18 protein-coding genes are annotated in these 17,284 nt (G+C 46.7%); 10 read left to right on the top strand and 8 right to left on the bottom strand.

Annotated elements, in window-relative coordinates; genetic code table 11:
* Positions 1 to 143 (bottom strand): IS1/IS1595 family N-terminal zinc-binding domain-containing protein (locus A3IE_RS23475; RefSeq protein WP_020394310.1); only part of this gene is annotated, 143 nt, incomplete at its 3' end.
* Positions 144 to 337: 194 nt separating this feature from the next.
* Between A3IE_RS23475 and A3IE_RS0118440 the strand changes: the two genes are divergently transcribed.
* The 5 genes from A3IE_RS0118440 to A3IE_RS0118420 all read left to right on the top strand — a co-directional run bounded on the left by A3IE_RS0118440 (position 338) and on the right by A3IE_RS0118420 (position 2,559).
* Positions 338 to 724 (top strand): hypothetical protein, encoded by a 387-nt coding sequence (locus tag A3IE_RS0118440; protein ID WP_020397102.1) that lies wholly within the window; start codon positions 338 to 340, stop codon positions 722 to 724.
* A gap of 309 nt (positions 725 to 1,033) precedes the next feature.
* The gene (locus A3IE_RS23470; protein ID WP_020397101.1) at positions 1,034 to 1,261 is read left to right on the top strand and encodes an AbrB/MazE/SpoVT family DNA-binding domain-containing protein; all 228 of its coding nucleotides are present in this window, start codon (positions 1,034 to 1,036) and stop codon (positions 1,259 to 1,261) included.
* Entirely contained in the window at positions 1,258 to 1,677 is a 420-nt protein-coding gene (locus A3IE_RS0118430; protein WP_020397100.1) for a type II toxin-antitoxin system VapC family toxin, read from the top strand. Before A3IE_RS23470 ends, A3IE_RS0118430 begins: the two co-directional genes overlap by 4 nt.
* A gap of 62 nt (positions 1,678 to 1,739) precedes the next feature.
* On the top strand, positions 1,740 to 1,910 hold the full coding sequence (locus A3IE_RS22935; protein WP_157832904.1) for a PIN domain-containing protein: 171 nt from the start codon (positions 1,740 to 1,742) through the stop codon (positions 1,908 to 1,910).
* A 160-nt stretch (positions 1,911 to 2,070) separates the two neighbouring features.
* A complete protein-coding gene (locus A3IE_RS0118420; RefSeq protein ID WP_020397098.1) occupies positions 2,071 to 2,559 on the top strand; it encodes an MgtC/SapB family protein in 489 nt (162 codons plus the stop codon).
* Between the two features lie 148 nt (positions 2,560 to 2,707).
* Here the strand turns inward: A3IE_RS0118420 and A3IE_RS22340 are convergent, their stop codons facing one another.
* On the bottom strand, positions 2,708 to 3,025 hold the full coding sequence (locus A3IE_RS22340) for a hypothetical protein (RefSeq protein ID WP_020397097.1): 318 nt from the start codon (positions 3,023 to 3,025) through the stop codon (positions 2,708 to 2,710).
* 102 nt (positions 3,026 to 3,127) lie between these two features.
* Between A3IE_RS22340 and A3IE_RS0118410 the strand changes: the two genes are divergently transcribed.
* The 3 genes from A3IE_RS0118410 to lolD are packed head-to-tail and all read left to right on the top strand — an operon-like array spanning position 3,128 to position 6,327.
* Positions 3,128 to 4,375 carry a lipoprotein-releasing ABC transporter permease subunit gene (locus A3IE_RS0118410; RefSeq protein ID WP_026155027.1) on the top strand — a complete coding sequence of 416 codons (1,248 nt, stop codon included), beginning with the start codon at positions 3,128 to 3,130 and terminating at the stop codon, positions 4,373 to 4,375.
* The gene (locus A3IE_RS0118405; protein ID WP_020397095.1) at positions 4,368 to 5,633 is read left to right on the top strand and encodes a lipoprotein-releasing ABC transporter permease subunit; all 1,266 of its coding nucleotides are present in this window, start codon (positions 4,368 to 4,370) and stop codon (positions 5,631 to 5,633) included. The genes A3IE_RS0118410 and A3IE_RS0118405 overlap by 8 nt, the downstream gene beginning before the upstream one ends.
* Positions 5,626 to 6,327 (top strand): lipoprotein-releasing ABC transporter ATP-binding protein LolD, encoded by a 702-nt coding sequence (lolD, locus tag A3IE_RS0118400; RefSeq protein WP_020397094.1) that lies wholly within the window; start codon positions 5,626 to 5,628, stop codon positions 6,325 to 6,327. The genes A3IE_RS0118405 and lolD overlap by 8 nt, the downstream gene beginning before the upstream one ends.
* A 4-nt stretch (positions 6,328 to 6,331) precedes the next feature.
* Here lolD and A3IE_RS0118395 read toward each other — a convergent pair whose 3' ends face one another.
* A complete protein-coding gene (locus tag A3IE_RS0118395) occupies positions 6,332 to 6,847 on the bottom strand; it encodes a DUF2062 domain-containing protein (protein WP_026155025.1) in 516 nt (171 codons plus the stop codon).
* 28 nt (positions 6,848 to 6,875) lie between these two features.
* Here A3IE_RS0118395 and A3IE_RS0118390 point away from each other — a divergent pair, with 28 nt between their 5' ends.
* A complete protein-coding gene (locus A3IE_RS0118390) occupies positions 6,876 to 9,221 on the top strand; it encodes a DNA internalization-related competence protein ComEC/Rec2 (RefSeq protein WP_245539217.1) in 2,346 nt (781 codons plus the stop codon).
* Here A3IE_RS0118390 and pbpC read toward each other — a convergent pair.
* From pbpC to A3IE_RS0118370, 4 genes are all read right to left on the bottom strand, one after another.
* Entirely contained in the window at positions 9,218 to 11,602 is a 2,385-nt protein-coding gene (gene pbpC, locus A3IE_RS0118385) for a penicillin-binding protein 1C (protein WP_020397091.1), read from the bottom strand. The two genes, A3IE_RS0118390 and pbpC, sit on opposite strands and share 4 nt — an antisense overlap.
* Positions 11,586 to 13,256, bottom strand: a complete 1,671-nt coding sequence (locus A3IE_RS0118380; protein WP_020397090.1) for a thiamine pyrophosphate-binding protein — start codon at positions 13,254 to 13,256, stop codon at positions 11,586 to 11,588. The genes pbpC and A3IE_RS0118380 overlap by 17 nt, the downstream gene beginning before the upstream one ends.
* Positions 13,257 to 13,263: 7 nt before the next feature.
* On the bottom strand, positions 13,264 to 13,989 hold the full coding sequence (locus A3IE_RS0118375; RefSeq protein ID WP_026155023.1) for a proteasome-type protease: 726 nt from the start codon (positions 13,987 to 13,989) through the stop codon (positions 13,264 to 13,266).
* A 95-nt stretch (positions 13,990 to 14,084) separates the two neighbouring features.
* Positions 14,085 to 14,291, bottom strand: coding sequence for a hypothetical protein (locus tag A3IE_RS0118370; RefSeq protein ID WP_020397088.1), 207 nt, complete (start codon positions 14,289 to 14,291; stop codon positions 14,085 to 14,087).
* 249 nt (positions 14,292 to 14,540) lie between these two features.
* On the opposite strand from A3IE_RS0118370, the gene A3IE_RS0118365 reads away from it, so the two are divergent.
* Positions 14,541 to 16,856 (top strand): DEAD/DEAH box helicase, encoded by a 2,316-nt coding sequence (locus A3IE_RS0118365; RefSeq protein ID WP_110721602.1) that lies wholly within the window; start codon positions 14,541 to 14,543, stop codon positions 16,854 to 16,856.
* Positions 16,857 to 16,899: 43 nt separating this feature from the next.
* Here the strand turns inward: A3IE_RS0118365 and A3IE_RS0118360 are convergent.
* Positions 16,900 to 17,284: DUF11 domain-containing protein (locus tag A3IE_RS0118360; RefSeq protein ID WP_020397086.1), on the bottom strand; the 385-nt coding region annotated here is incomplete at its 5' end.

Below are 17,284 nucleotides of genomic sequence, written 5' to 3'. Positions count from 1 at the left end.
CGGTTGCCCACATTATGATAGTAAAGTTGAAAACTACGTTGGCAATCACGGCAGCGGTAACGCGGTTCACCACTACGCGCATAGCCGTGTTTGTAAATCGATGCACTTTGACAGTAGCGGCAGTCGACTGGTACGGTGGCCATACACACCTCTTCCTCAGATCAAATGCCTTTAACGATAAAGCTCCATCAAAGCGTTTTCAACTCCCTTAAATCACGACCAAAATAGATAAACCATTATTTTCCCAGACTAGACGGAATATGGGCGAAGGTGTTATACCGAGAGTCCGTCTAATCAACTGGTATGCTTTTACCATCACCAAAATTTGGGTAAATAAATGAAAATATGTCATCTTGCTGCGATGGTTTTCCTGATTTTGATATCTGGATGTGCAGCGAATAGCCAAAGCGAACCGGATCTTGGGTACCAAGGCAAAAACGGAGATGTTTTCGGGTATGGAACTGTTAGCAATGCCATCAGCTCTTTAGCTGCAATTCCAGGAGCAGAGAAACGTGTTGTGCGAGAATGGACAGTAATTTCTATTAGGAGTCAAGGCGAAATATGGTCATTTCCACCCGAATCTCATGCGGCTTATCCGTCGGCCGTAAAAAGAAAGGTGTTTGAGAAAAACGGAGGAATCTATTTAGATACAAAAGTGAACTGCGCGGCTTCAAGGAGCAGCTGTGACAATTTGGTCAAAGATTTCGTCGAACTTAATAAATAGCCGCGCTCAGCAAAAGATGAGACAACCCTAAGCATAACCAGGTGTTCAACGCGGACAGTTTGCAGTGGGGCGTAAAATTGCGAAGCAATGCCCCACTACAAATCACTCCGTCGGCAAGTCGCCTCCGTTCTACCGGTTAACTTGGCTTTGGTTTTGCAAATAACAATAAGCCGCGTCAAATTTAGTGATCAAAAAGTTAGTATTTCATCTATTACACTGATGTGTAGGTACAGGCTACAAACAAGCGTTGCTCACTACCCCTTCAAGTAATACCATATGATTCTTACTTAGAAAAAGAGAGCGCCTGCCATGAAAGTAACTACTAAAGGTCAAGTTACTATTCCTAGGAATATCAGAGAGATACTTGGCATTACACCTGAAACCGAAATAGCCTTCAGAGAAGAAAATGGACGATTCTATATAGTCAAAGTCGAGGAACCTACAACCACTACGGGAAAGCTCCGCCGATTGAGAGGTATAGCGACAGCTAAGATGTCAACAGATCAGATTATGAGCCTTACCAGAGAATTAGAATGAACGGTATTCTTGTAGATTCGTGCGTGTTGCTTGATTTGTTCACCGATGATCCTCATTGGGCTGATTGGTCGGAAAATATGCTTGAGAAATATAGCCAAACCAATACCTTATATATCAATTCCATGGTTTATACGGAAGTTTCTATTGGCTTTGACAAAATCGAAGAAATGGATGAGGCTATATCGGAACTTGGCATAAAAGTGTTGGAGATACCCAGAGAAGCGTTGTTCTTGACTGGAAAAGTATTTTTACAATACAGGAGAAATAAAGGCACAAAAACATCCCCATTGCCTGATTTCTTCATCGGGGCACACGCAGCAGTTTCCCAGTTTCATTTAATAACTAGAGACTCTGCCAAATATAATACTTATTACCCACAGCTTAAACTCATTGCTCCAAAAAGCGAAGATCACTAATTTAAGCGTCAACATGCTTCAAAACTAAAAACAGCAGTCATGATAGGTTTGGGTATGACTGTTTGGGGACATTGCAAGGCGTAGTAGAATTAGCGGGTAAACCTATGCCTACTTTAGATGGGTTGATTGCGGTTACTGGTCTCATTCACCATTGCACGGTGGTAACGAGAAATATAACGGACATGGAGCAGCGCAGCGCAGTATTATTCAATCCTTGGGATTATCATCCATAGCATTATTGTGTTTGCTTAGGCGCTGAACTGCTATGAGAAAGACACCTTTCGGGGTGTTTTTTCGGCAGCATATAAGTCTGTTTTGTTCAGATAAGTGGTAATGTGACCGGCCAAGTGATTAGGTATGATCTAGGTAAGCAAAAATCATAATGAGATTACTATGAGCATTTGGCAAGAAATAGGGGCTACTGTGGTGTCAGAGTTTTCTGATATTCCAGATGTTGCGCAACTAACCCGTATCTCCCTGCGTTTGCTAGTGGCCGCTGTACTAGGCGGTATTTTGGGTTACGAACGGGAGCTTCAAGGTAAGAGTGCAGGGGTGCGCACCCATATGTTGGTAGCCATTGGCGCAGCTCTGTTTGTCCTCATTCCCCAGCAAGCGGGTGCATCCAATGAAGAATTGAGTCGTGTCTTACAGGGCTTAATTGCGGGGATTGGCTTCCTGGGTACGGGTGCTATTATTATGGGAAACAAGGAAGTACAAACTCGAGGGCTGACCACCGCAGCCGGTTTATGGGTCACGGCGGCAATCGGCATGGCTGCTGGAATGGGGCGTGAGTCGACGGCTGTTTTGAGTACGTTGATAGCGATATTGATCCTTTCGGTGGTTCCTTGGGTTTTTAGAACCAAACACGCAAATAAGCAGTGACTGCGAAAAAGAAGGCCATTGCTATTATAGAACCTGCCCTTGGCTAATAGCCTAAGCCCTTCTGTAAACTATCACTCCACTAGCAACCACGCTGAGTTTCTGTATGCGTGGCTGCCCTCTACAATACAACCGTCCTAATGCTAGAACATTAGTGCATTACCGTATGTAACACGGTCTGCTTTTCAAAGTACACCGAGTATTTTCCATAATTCCATTCGGTAATTCTCGGCCAGCGTTTCTTGACTGGCCCTTTAGAAACACGTACCGATGCGGGTTTGCCATAACGCTTAGACACTTGCTTCATACTCATGCCACGCGTCGGAACGCCTGCTAGTTTGGCGACTTGCAACGTTTTTACAGGATGTTTAGAGGCTTTATGGGATTTATGCGCCTTACTACCCGCTTCTGCTTGGAAAGCGACGGGCAAACATAAGGCTAGTGCCAGTGTCCATTTTAAAAGAGACATGCTTAGCTCCGAAGTAAACACTCGTTATTGTGGTTTTTTTATGCGCCTGCGCGACGTAATTTAAGCTGTGATTTTATTCAGGGAACGGTACAATCGCCACCCATGTTTAAACCATTAGAATTATTCATCGGGCAACGTTACACGCATTCGCGTCGACGCAATCGCTTCATTTCATTCATTTCCTTTGCCTCGATGCTCGGCATCATGCTTGGGGTTATGGTGCTGATCACAATCTTGTCGATCATGAATGGTTTTGAAAATGAATTACGCAGCAGAATACTCGGCGTGGTATCGCATGTCACGGTTTCGGGGACAGATGGCAAACTGAGCCACTGGCAAGAAGCTTATAAGCAATTGGAAAAAGCACCACATGTCGTGGGCGCCGCGCCTTATATTCAAAAGCAAGTAATGGTGGCCAATGGCAAATTATTGCGTGGTGTGTTGATGCAGGGCATACAGCCTGAGTTACAAACCAATGTCAGCGATACCAGCTTTCAATTATTGGCGGGTTCTTTTGGCGACTTGGTGCCGCGTCAGTACAGTATAATTTTGGGTGCTGGTTTGGCTGAGGATTTGCAAGTTTATCCAGGGGATAAGGTCACCGTGGTGGTGCCTCAAGTGCAGGTGACACCGGCAGGTGTCTTGCCAAGAGTACGACGTTTTACGGTAGCAGGCGTCTTTTCCTCAGGGCAGCAAGAATTTGATAATTTCAGCGCTTATATTCATCTCGAAGATGCAGGACGCTTATTTAAAATGCCGGAGGAAGTCAGCGGCGTGCGCCTAAAGCTTGATGATCTGTTTAAGGCACAGAGTGTTTCACAGCAGTTGCAACATCAGCTCGGTAATCAGTATAAAGTTGCGGATTGGAGCGTAGAGCATGGGGTCTTTTTTCGTGCGGTAAAGATGGAAAAAATTGCCATGTCCTTTATTCTATTTTTGGTGGTAGCTGTTGCTTTATTTAATCTAGTCGCTTCTCTGATGATGGCGGTTAATGATAAATCAGCCGATATTGCTATTTTGCGTACCTTTGGTTTAGAACCCAAACGTGTCCAGCGTATCTTTATGATCCAAGGTAGTATTATTGGTGTGATAGGCACGGTCGTGGGTGCCATTTTAGGAGTTTTATTAGCTTCTAATATTCATACCATTATCCCTGCCATTGAGAATGCTTTTGGTTTTAAGGTTTTTCCAGCAGAAGTGTTTGCAATCAGTGAAATTCCTTCCGATTTACGCTGGAGTGATGTCGCCCTGATTTCGCTAGCCGCTTTAGTATTTTCCGTCTTAGCTACGCTCTATCCGTCATGGCGAGCCTCGCAAATTCAACCCGCCGAGTCCTTACGCTATGAGTAAAGTATTTCAACCGCTAGAATTATTTATTGGTCTGCGTTATACCCGTGCACGTCGCCAAGGGCGTTTTATTTCCTTTATTTCGCTGGCGTCGATGGCGGGTATTGCCATTGGCGTTTTAGTCTTGGTCACTGTGTTGTCGGTCATGAGCGGTTTTGAAAGTGCTTTTCGTGATCGGATTCTCGGAATGCTGGCGCATGTAACGGTTTCGCAAGCCAATGCTATTGTGGAAAATTGGGAGCCGTTACAAAAAGAACTGCCTAATTTTACTTATGTAAAAGCCGTGTCTCCCTTTATTGAAAAGCCCGTGATGTTAAATAAAGATGATGAGGCGCGGGGTGTATCGCTGGAGGCAGTCATACCTGAATTAGAGGGGCAGGTATCAGATGCCTTCAAGCATGTGGTTGCAGGCGATATGAATGCACTGAAGGCAGGCAGTTTTGCTATTGGTATTGGCCAAACGCTGGCTGATGAAATGAAGCTTAAAATAGGCGATTCAGTCACTTTATTAAGTCCTTCTGAAGATATGCTTGAAGCTACCGAATTACCGGTTTTGCAGCGTTTCACAGTGAAAGCAATTTTTCGGGTAGATATGCAGGTCTATGATAGTAGTTTTGCTTATGCGAATTTGAACGATGTCCAAGAAACTTTGAAATTAGGCAATAGTATTACAGGTTTTCGGGTGCGCGTGACTGACCCTAGTCGTGCGCCCGCCGTGGCGAAAGATATATTTAAGCGCCTAAGTCCACAATATCCACAATTATGGGTCAGTGATTGGACTCACCAGCAAAATAACTTCTTTAAAGCGATTCAAATTCAAAAGACAGTTATGTTTATTATTTTGCTGCTGATTATTGCGGTGGCAGCATTTAATCTGGTCTCAACACTAGTCATGGTAGTATCAGAGAAAGAAGCAGATATTGCTATTTTACGTACCTTAGGTTTATCGCCACGCCGTATTATGGGTATATTTATGGTGCAAGGCACTTTAATTGGTGTCATAGGAACGGCGATTGGGGTAGTATCGGGCTTATTAATTGCTAGCAATATCCATATTATCGTTCCTTGGCTTGAGCGTTTATTCGATACAAATTTTATTAATCCAAAAACCTATTATGTCAGTGAATTGCAGTCACAAATTAATGCAGGCGATGTGATAGTGATTGCATTCTCTGCTTTATTAATGGCAATTATCGCGACTTTATATCCAGCTTGGCGGGCATCACGCGTGCAGCCAGCCGAGGCTTTGCGCTATGAGTAATATGAACCAAGCTCCTGTTCCGGTAATCCATTGCGAAAATCTTAGTAAGCGTTTTAAAGAAGGCGCTTTGGATGTCACTGTGTTGGGCGGGGTCAGTCTCACGGTTTATGCCGGTGAGAAAATTGCGATCGTGGGCAGCTCGGGGAGTGGTAAAAGTACGTTACTGCATCTGTTAGGGGGCTTGGATTTGCCCACTACCGGATTTGTCGAGGTGCTGGGTAAGCGTATGGATAGGTTGTCTGATAAAGATCGTGGCAACTTGCGTAATCGCGCCTTGGGTTTTGTCTATCAATTTCATCATTTATTGCCCGAATTTAGCGCCCTAGAAAATGTCGCGATGCCTTTATTAATTCGTGGTTTAGAGGTCGATCAGTGCGCCGAATACGCGAAAATCATGTTAGAGCAAGTCGGTCTAGGGAAGCGCTTGAGTCATAAGCCTGCACAATTATCGGGCGGTGAAAGGCAGCGTGCCGCGATTGCGCGTGCGTTGGTAACGCGTCCTCATGCAGTATTAGCGGATGAACCCACCGGTAACTTAGACCAGCATACTGCAGAGCATGTATTTGAATTGATTCAATATCTAAACGAGGCTTTGGATACCGCGTTTGTGATTGTAACCCATGATCTTAATTTGGCACGGCGCATGGATACAATCTATCGGATTGTGGATGGTCAATTACGTTTAGCGGTTTAGCTCTTTAGCTCAGCTTCGCAAGGCGACGTTTACGCCGATTCCTGACACGCTGTATTAAATGAGCACGCCATAATAAATTAGTTCCAAAATACCCCACTACGGCGGTGGCCAGCGCGAGTACGATACTCCCCACTAGAAACGGCTTCCAGATATAGATTAGCGTTTCTAAATTGGCATGAAATTCAACCGGCATTAAGGGCTGTCCGGTTAAAACAGCACCCAGTGCATAAGCCGCATACATCAGGGGGGGCATGGTAACCGGATTAGTAATAAATACCATGGCAACCGAAAGTGGCAAGTTCGCTCGAAAAAATACGGCCAATATAGCGGCTAGCAGGGTTTGTGCCGGAATCGGAATCCACATGGCAAAACCCCCGACTGCAATCGCAGCTGCAATCGAGCGCCGGTTAAAGTGCCATAAATTCGGAAGGTGTAAATGTTGACCCAAAAAGCTTAAGTATTTGTTATTTTTAATAACGTCAGGGTGTGGGGCGAACTTCTTGAAAAACTGCTTTGGCATGAATATTAAAAAATCATAATCTAAGAAATTGACAGGCATTAAACGACAATTAAAAAACATCCGTACCTTGGCACTGAGTTTATTTGCCGGTACATGGCTCCTTTCCACTTTTTCCAGCTTACCTGAAGCATACTACTTAAGGCTAGTGGTTGCCGGTTTATTATTGACAACTTTTATTGGAATTATGTTCCCACGCCAGCGTTATGTCGCCTATTGTTTGATAACTGGTGTTATAGGCTTCAGTTTCGCTTGGTATAACGCCCAGCAAGTGCTGGCTCAACAAATGCCGCTTCCGTGGGAAGGGCAGGATTTACTGGTCCGAGGGCTTGTGCGCGATTTGCCTGAAAAGCAGCTAGATAGTGTACGCTTTTTATTTCAAGTTGATGAAGTCGAGCTGCTTAAACCTGATAAACCCCTCCGGCTAACATGGCGTGGTCAGTTAAGGATCAGTTGGTATACCCAGCAAGCCTTGCCACTCGAAGCCGGTGAAACTTGGCAATTTACAGTGCGTGCTCGTCGCCCGAGTGGTTTTATGAATGCGGGCGGCTTTGATTATGAAAAATGGCTATTTAGCCAACGCATTCATGGCACGGCTTATGTGCGTGATAAGCCTACTCCTCAACGTTTAGCGCCTGCTAGTGCTTTATCCGTTAGCTATTGGCGCCAACAAATCAGTGATGCGATTGCACAAGCACTACCCCATCAAGCCAGCCTTGGTTTAGTACAAGGCTTGGCGGTTTCGGCACGTGCAGACATTAGTGATGCGCACTGGGAAACGCTGCGTCGTACCGGTACAAGCCATCTATTAGCCATTTCTGGTTTGCATATTAGCTTAGTGGCTGCCTTGGGTTTTTTGCCAGTTTGGGGGATTTGGTGGCTCTTTCCACAGCTTTATTTGTATCTGCCCGTGCGTATTGCGAGTGGGATTGCGGGGGCCGGGATGGCGACCTGTTATTCACTATTGGCGGGTTTCAATATACCGACCCAGCGTTCGCTCGCCATGATCTTGGTGCTATTGTTTGGCCTGCTTTTGCGTAAGCGTCTGAATAGCACGTATTGGCTGGCCTTAGTGCTAGTGCTCATCATTGATCCTTTAGCCAGTTTAAGTGTCGGTTTTTGGTTGTCATTTGGCTCAGTGGGTTTATTAGGTTGGCTATTACAGCGCCGCCTAAAACCGCTACGCTGGTCTAGCATTCCACTACAGATCGGCATTTCTCTAGGTTTATTACCGCTAACAGCCCTTTTTTTCGGCTCAGTTTCTTTAAGCGCTCCGCTCGCTAATTTAATCGCCATTCCGTGGGTGACTTTTGTGATCGTGCCCTTGGTTTTATTAGGTATGCTGAGTTGGTTAATACACGACACCGTAGCACAAGGATTCTGGCAATTAGCCGCTTGGGGTTTGGATGGCTTATTTTACTTATTAGATAACTTGGCGGCTCAGCCTTGGGCTTTGGTCAACATTCCTAATTTGCCGCTTTGGCTGTTGGGCTTAATCATGTTAGGTGCTATGTTATTATTAGCACCTGCTGGAACGCCTGCGCGTTGGTTGGGTGGGGTTTTGATGCTGCCTTTAGTATTATGGCAGCCTGATAAACCACCTGTGGGTGCATTTCGTTTAAGTGTTTTGGACGTGGGTCAGGGCTTAGCAAGCGTCGTTCAAACCGCTCATCATAGTCTAATATTTGATACTGGTATCCGTAGCTCGCCGAGTTTTGATAGCGGTGAGCTGGTGTTAGTCCCGTGGCTACAGGCGCAAGGTATTCAAAAACTAAACGGATTAATTATTTCGCATAGTGATAATGATCATAGTGGTGGCGCGGAAAGTTTATTGAATGTGTTTGCTGCTTCAAACGTTTGGGTAAATGAAGCACCTTTGCTCGCTACTTATCAAGCAAAACTTTGTACTGCAGGACAAACATGGGAATGGGATGGCGTGCGTTTTACCTTTCTGCATCCTAATGCGGCCTATCAGATGCCTAAGCGTAATAATCGTTCCTGTGTGCTCAAAGTGCAAAATGCGCAACATAGCTTATTACTGATGGCGGACATTGAGCGTCATGCAGAAGCCTACTTATTAGACGAAGCGGCGGATCTACGCGCTGAGGTTATGCTGGTACCGCACCATGGCAGTAAAACCTCTTCATCCCCCGCGTTCTTGCAAGCGATTCAGCCAACCTTAGCTATCGTCAGTACCGGCTATGGCAATCGTTTTCATCATCCCCACCCGAGTACCGTAAAGCGCTATCAAGCTTATGGTATCGATTGGTTAGACACCGTTGATTCAGGCACTATCAGCGTGGATTTTTCACATGACAGTGAGCCTTTTAGCGTGCAACGCTATCGTATCGAACAGAGGCATTTTTGGAATCGTTAAGGCGTCGCTGTCGTTTCTGGCTCATAAAGCACTTCAAAATGTTGTTCGACGCGATTACCCATTTCATCGACTACGGTGAGTTGATGTTTGCCCGAAGGCACGGACACTGCTTGTTGGTGGAAGGTTTGGGTACTCCCCAGATAAACCTGATCTAGATGCCAATAGAGCAGCGTTTCAGGATGACGTGGCACGGCACGAAACACCGTTTGATTGCGCTTACCATCCAGTTCGCGTGGTAAATAAATTTGGGTATTCGGGCGCGGGTAAACTAAGCTGATCGCGGCCTCATCTAAAGCAATAGTTTCATTTTGACAATCGGCGCGCCAAGGCGGTAAGGGTTGATAATTAGCATGATGTTGCTGATAGTATTGGGCTTGGTCTGGCGGCAAGACGAACCACGAGCGGAGTTGCATGTTTTGTACAGATTCGCAGTTGCTATCGACACGCCATTGCCCGCTGGCGTCTAATTGAATACGATGATGATAGGGTGTAATTCTTGCGAAGTGAGCGCTGAGCGGCACATCGACGCGCTTAGTGTCACACGCACCATTACTCAAATAGCCATCTTCGTGACATACCTCAACTTGGGTCATTTGCCAATCTGGGCGAGTAAACCAAGCATTTTCACTCGGTAACAGATTAAAGGTATTAAATAAAATAGGCGCAGCACTTTGAGTGCCCGTTAACCCTGTACGTCCCTCACCACTCGCATTACCCACCCACACGCCAATGGTGTAATGTGGTGTGATGCCGATAGCCCAAGCATCGCGATGCCCATAACTTGTTCCTGTTTTCCATGCAACCGTTTGGCTACTGCTGAATTTCTCCCAATAACCTTCGTCTCCTGGGCGCGCAACCCCCATTAAGGCTTGCAAAGTAAGCCATGCTCCAGCAGTAGAAATAGTGGCGGGGCGATTGCTCGTACTGACATCCGTTTGTAGTAAACGGGCTTGCTGCCAGAAATTGACTTGACCTTGGCTCGTTTGTCCGGCGCGATAAGCTAGGTTGGCATACATCTGCGTTAACTCCCACAGTGTACCTTCTGCGCCCCCAAGAATAAGGCTTAAGCCGTAGTCACGCGCAGGACGTTTTAAGTGCTGCATACCCATCTGCTGTAAAAAGCCTTGAAAGGGCTCGACCCCGTGTAAACTGAGCATATTGACCATCGGGATATTGAGCGAACGTGCCAAGGCTTCTTGAGCTGATACCGCGCCATGGTAAGTACGGTTATAGTTTTGTGGTGTAAAGCCGGAGTAACTGACGGGTACATCCGGAATCAAGCTGCTGGGTAATAGTTCACCTTGTTCTAGCATGGCCGCAAATAAAAATGGCTTCAAGGTGCTACCGGTGCTACGTGGACGCTGAATTAAATCTATTGCATGACCTTGGTTATCTTCTTCTAGGCCGGGGCGATTTCCGACATAAGCAAGTGTTTCGAAATGGCGATTATCTAGGACTACAATCGCTAAATTGTGCACCCCTTCCATGGCTAATTGATCACCACTACGTTGCGCGAGTGCTAAGACTTGTTGTTGTAAGCTGCCATTAAGGGTGGTATGGAAACGTTGACCTTGTGCTTGGCGCTGCGCTAGGGTATCTAGCAAATGTGGCGCAAGGCGGGGGAGGGGACGCGGCGCTTCCGGCAGTGGTTCTAGCACAGCAAGCTTATAATCTAGTTCAGTTAGTGCGTTAGCCTCTAACAGCTTTTTAAGTAAAAGATCACGCTTTTGTTGTAATTTGGCACGATTACGCCCTAAGTGAACTAGCGCAGGATTGTTGGGCAGAACGGCTAATAACGCGCTTTCTGCCCATGATAATTGCTCCGGATTGCGACCAAAATAGCGCCAAGCAGCCGCCTCCAAGCCCACTACATTGCCACCAAAAGGGGCATGACTAGCATAGAGCTTTAAAATACTAGATTTGTCGTAGCGCACCTCAAGTTTAATGGCGCGCAATAATTCATTGAGTTTTTCAATTAATGTGCGTGGCGGGTTTTTGCGCGAAAGGCGTACCACCTGCATACTAATCGTACTGCCGCCACTGACGACACGCCAGTGTTTGGTATTCAGCCAGAAAGCACGTGCTAGCGCTAAGCCATCAACACCTTGATGTTGGTAAAAGCGTTTATCTTCGAATAACACCAGAGATTTCGCGAATTTGTCCGGCACACTCGCGAGTTCGGGAAAGCGCCATTGCCCATCTTTAGCGATTTGTGCGCTGAGTAAATTGCCGTCGCGATCTAGTACGATGTTCGAGAAAGGTGCAGCGAATAGCGTCGTAGGCAAAGTAGTTTGCCACCACCACACTAAGGCGATGAATAGGACGAGACTTAAGCTGATGAGCCAGCGTTTTAGGCGGAAACGCTTAGTATTGAGCCGCACCTCTGAGCCCTGAAATAGTCATTTTTGGCGAAATTCCCTCGGGATCGATTACTAATTCAAGTAATGTGCCTTGTTTCGCACTTAGTGCGCGCTGAAAAGCTGCTGGAAAATCAGCGGTATTGCTAATGCGCTCAGCGTGGAAACCATAGGCATTTGCCAGTTGGACAAAATCAGGATTTTTTAGTTCAGTACCATGCACCCGACTCGGATAATGCTTTTCTTGATGCATTCGAATCGTGCCATACATGCTATTATTCACGAGTAGAATAATGGGTTGGCACGCGTACTGGGTGGCTGTGGCTAATTCTTGCCCGTTCATTAAAAAATCGCCATCACCGGTAAAGCCGACCACGACTTTTTCTGGATAGCTGAGCTTTGCGGCAATCGCCGCTGGAACGCCAAAGCCCATGGCGCCATTCATGGGAGCTAGTAAACGTGCTTTTTCGCCATATAAAAAATACTTGGTTGGCCAAGTGGCAAAGTTGCCAGCGCCATTGGTAATAATGACATCCTTTGGCAAATTCGCTCTGAGCCACGCCATTATTTCTGCTAAATCCAAACTGCCGGGCTGGGAAGGACATGGTATCGACGCCATGAAATCAGCGCGTGCTTGAGCACAATACGCTTGCCAAGTATTCGCAGGCTGAAGTCTGATCGATGCTAGAGCCTTAAAAAACGCATTCGAGCCACAATGGATGGCTAAATCAGCTTGATAGACTTTGCCTATTTCATTATCACTGACATGAACATGAATCAGGGTTTGTTCAGGTTTAGGCAGTTTGAATAAGGTATAACCTTGCGTGGTGATTTCACCAAAACGTACACCAACTGCCAACACAAGATCGGCTGTTTGAAGGAGTTTTAAGGTATTTGGAAAGACTGCCAAACCACAATCACCCGTATAGCTAGGGCTATAATTATCCAGTAAGTCCAGACAGCGAAATGCGGCTACCACAGGGAGGTGATTGGTTTCAGCGAATTGTTTTAAATACCACTTGCCTTCATCTGTCCAGCCTGAGCCACCGACTAATAAAACAGGGCGCTGCGCTTTTTCTAAGGCTTGAATAACCGTTTGCTGTGTTAGGGAATCTAGTGTTGGCTCAGCTAGGGGAGTAGCGGCGAGAGCGTGGGCAGCACTGGTATCGCGCAGCATATCCTCAGGTAACACCACAATCACGGGGCCAGGGCGACCGGATTGGGCGACTTTAAAGGCACGTGCGACTAATTCGGGGATACGATCTGCTTCATTAATTTGTACCACCCATTTCGTCAGGCTAGCAAACATCTGCCCAAAATCAATTTCTTGAAAGGCCTCACGCTGCAACATGGCGCGACCGACATGACCAATGAATACGACTAGGGGTGCGGAATCCTGCATGGCGGTATGAATGCCAATACTGGCATTCGTGGCGCCAGGGCCGCGCGTTACCATACACACTTGCGTTTTGCCTGTCAGTTTGGCGCGGGCTACGGCCATGAAGGCTGCACCACCCTCTTGGCGAGTCATGATTGTCTTAATACGGCCTTTAACGTCATGTAAGGCGTCTAATACAGCGAGATAACTTTCCCCAGGGACACCGAACACGGTATCAACTTGCTGTTTAAGCAAGCAGTCCACTAAAATTTGTCCGCCACTGCGCTGTGTTCTAGTCATAGCAATCTTAATTTTGGTCTATCGGCAAGCTAGGCATAGAGCGGAAACCGCGATATAACTGGTGCGCCCACTCTTGGCGAATACTAATCAAATAAGGATGATCTGCACCAAAACGATAATGCCGATCTTCTTTTAAAGAATCGCGCCGATACAGCAACACTTCGATGGGTGGCCCAACGCTGGCATTACTTTTCATGGTGGAATCCATCGAAATCAACGAGCAAACGGCTGCATCTTCTAAGGAGGTCGCACGATCAATAAAACGATCCAATACTGGCTTACCGTATTTGCTTTCCCCGATTTGCAAATAAGGCGTTTCCTCCGAAGTGGTAATATAATTACCTTGAGGGTAAATCATGAAGGCGCGCACATTACCACCTTGAATTTGACCCGCTAAGATCAGAGAAGCATCAGGTACAAATCCGGAGGTTTCGGTATAACGGCGAATCCGATTTACTAGGATATTGCCAATATAATCCGCAATATCAGCCATATAGCTCAGCGTATTGAGGTTATTGCTAGCCTGTTCGCGCATATCACGGCGCAATTGCTCGACCACACTTTGGGTGGTAGCTAAATTACCAGCGGTCATGAGCACAATGAAACGATCTGGATTCGTATCACAGACATTCATTTTGCTATACGTGCTCACGTGGTCAATTCCTGCATTGGTTCGTGAGTCAGAGGTGAGGACTAGCCCAGCATCCAAGGAGATGCCTATACAATAGGTCATAAAATTCGGTCATTATCTAGTGAAAGATAGCCACTACACTAGGTGAGTCGTGCCAGTAGGTCAACTGCTTTATGCGAGGATTTTGATAAGAAGCCTTAATCCTCTATATAGCCATCTTTGTTTTCAGGGAGATAAAAGTGTTTTTCGCATTCTTGGCAGTGATAATGACGTGCTCGTAAAAATAATATACGCCGCCACCAAGGACGTGGTAAGCGCTTCACATAACCGCCATGTGTTTCACAGTGGGGGCATAGTACAATTGCATCAGTACCGTACGTGAATAGTGGATTTAATTCAGCCATACAATTTTTGCTTTTTCAGTAGGGGAATGTTCTGTTAGTTTAAAGTTTTTGCTTAAATGTGCGTGATATTCCCGATAATCAGTGGTATCTGCTGAATAATTGATAGCGTTGTCTAGGAAAATCTTTTAAGTTCTAGTCACTTGCTTGCAGCGACTCACTCAAGAGCGTAGAGTAGCGCCCTTTTCAGTTTTTATTCAGCCTACTAAAGTTGTTCTCTTATTCAAGCCCTTACTCAAACAGGCACTAGCCATGACAGATGATTTAACAGTTTCTACCGCGCAGCGTTTCGACGAAATGGCGCTGGCTCCTTCTATTTTAAAAGCTATTAGCGAGGTGGGCTATGAAACACCATCTGCCATTCAAGCCGAAAGTATTCCTTTATTATTAGAGGGGCGGGATTTAATCGGGCAAGCGCAAACCGGAACCGGAAAAACCGCAGCATTTGCGTTACCCTTACTCAGTCGCATTGATCTCAAACAGCGCCATCCACAGTTATTAGTGTTAACGCCAACACGCGAGCTGGCTATTCAAGTGGCGGAGGCTATGCAGACTTATGCCCGTTATATGCCAGATTTTCATGTTTTACCCATTTATGGTGGGCAGGGCATGGGGCAGCAATTGCGCCAGCTAGAACGTGGTGTTCAAGTGGTGGTCGGTACGCCCGGACGCATTTTAGATCATTTGGGGCGCAAAACCTTAGACCTAAGCCAATTGCAAGCCGTGGTGCTGGATGAAGCGGATGAAATGCTGCGCATGGGCTTTATTGATGATGTGGACGAAATTTTGAGTCATACACCGCCCGAGCGCCAAGTGGCTTTGTTCTCAGCGACTATGCCTGAACCGATTCGTCGTATTGCTTTGCGGCATTTGCATGAGCCTGCTGAGATTAAAATTGCGACTAAAACCAGTACCGTGGAGGCGATTACGCAGCGCTATTGGCTTGTTACGGGCGTTCATAAATTAGATGCTTTGACACGTATTCTGGAAGTTATTGATTTTGATGCGATGATTATTTTTGTGCGCACCAAAGTTTTAACAGAGGAATTAGCAGAAAAGCTCGAAGCACGTGGTTATTCCTGTGCAGCGCTCAATGGCGATTTGAATCAACAGCAACGCGAGCGCACCATTGAAAAGTTGAAAGATGGCAAGTTGGATATCGTGGTCGCTACGGATGTGGCGGCGCGTGGTTTGGATGTGCCACGGATTAGCCATGTCGTGAATTATGATATTCCGACCGATACTGAGTCCTATGTGCATCGTATTGGTCGTACTGGGCGGGCAGGGCGCACAGGCGAGGCAATTTTATTCGTCGCACCGCGTGAAAAACGGATGTTGTATGCGATTGAGCAGGCGACACGCCAGAAAATTGAGCCAATGCCACTCCCGACCCGTAGTGAAATTGTGGATCGCCGTATTCAGCAATTTAAAAAGCAGATGAGCGATACATTAGAAAATCAAGACTTATCATTTTTCCGTGAGCTGGTGGAATCTTTCCAAACTGAACAAACGGCGGATATGGAAGATATTGCTGCTGCTTTAGCTTATTTGGTGCAAGCAGATCAGCCATTGCAGCCTGATATTCGCGATATTCCTGCTGCGAGTGCTGAGCGTGGTCGAGGCCGAGATCGCGATAGCCGTGAAACGTGGGAAGGTGCTGCCGAACGTGGTGGGCGACGTGAGCGTGGCGAGCGTAGAGAAAATCCTGTGGATAGCGATATGTGTCGTTATCGTATTGAAGTAGGGCGGGTGCATGGTGTCCAACCTAAAAACATTGTTGGCGCAATCGCGAATGAAATCAATTTAGATAGTAAGTTGATTGGCAATATTGGCATTCGTGATGAGTTTAGTTTGCTCGATTTGCCGGCCGGGATGCCGAAAGATTTATTGAATCATTTGAAGAAAGTGCGTGTTTGCGGTCAGGCTTTGAATATTTCGGTGGATAAAGGTGGTCGGGCAAGACGTGACGAGGAAAGCTCAGAGCGCCCACCAAGACGCGCTAGACCTGATTATGCCGATTATGCAAATTCTGAGAAAGAATCAGGCGTATTTGAAAAGCCAGAGCGCGCCAAAAGAAGTGTTGAAGATCGTCCAACGCGTGAGCGACCAGCTCGACCTCAACGTGAATCGTTTGATGATAGTTTTACGGAGGCAAAACCTCGTAGAGCGCCTAGAGAACAAGCGTCAGCAGATCGGCCTATTCGAGCGAAGAAAGTTGTTGAGGATCGTACCGAGCGTCCAGCCAGACCCAAACGAGAGGGTTTCGAGGGTCGTGCCGAGCGTCCAGCCAGACCTAAGCGTGAAACGTTTGGTGAGCGTGATGGAGGAGAAGTAAAAGCACCTAGACAAGATAAGCCTTACGCCGCCAGTAAGGCTGTGGCTTCAGAGGATCGGTCATTCGAAACAAAGCCACGCGGTAAGCTATCCCTAAATAAGGATAAGGCTAGCCCACGTAAATCAAGTGTAAGCGCTAAAACCGATAAGCCTAAGCGTAGCAGCAGTAACAAGGGTAAATCGAATGCGGCGAGCCGGCCAAGCTCGGGAAAACCACCCAAGCGCAAGGCTTAATCGGTGATGAGGGGGAAGCTAGTTTGACGAGCTTCCTCCAAACCTATTTTATAAGTGTATCGTAATAAACTTCCCCGTATTGCCCAGCGGGTAAATTACCGCTGAAGTTCCACATCAACGTATCACCGGTGGCGGTGGGTGTGCAGCTACTAATTTCAGGCGGGGTATCGTTACATTGCAAACTACCGGTCACTAAGTCGGTAAACTCTGGGACGCGATCATGAATCACGAGGGTGTTTAAGGTACCATTCCCAATGTTCTCGTAAGCGATGGTATAGCGTAAGGTTTCCCCCGGCTTGGCGACTTCCCCGGCGCTATTGCGTGTCACATTCCAGACCGACTTGTTCAGTTGTAATTTGCCCGCCCCATCGACCGGGCTTTGTGTCGTCCCAGCCGCCGTGGTGGTGAGGTCGGTATGGGTTTGTACA

The sequence above is a fragment of the Thiolinea disciformis DSM 14473 genome, from assembly GCF_000371925.1.
In the GTDB taxonomy this organism is placed as follows: domain Bacteria; phylum Pseudomonadota; class Gammaproteobacteria; order Thiotrichales; family Thiotrichaceae; genus Thiolinea; species Thiolinea disciformis.
This window is presented reverse-complemented; position numbering and strand designations above follow the sequence as displayed.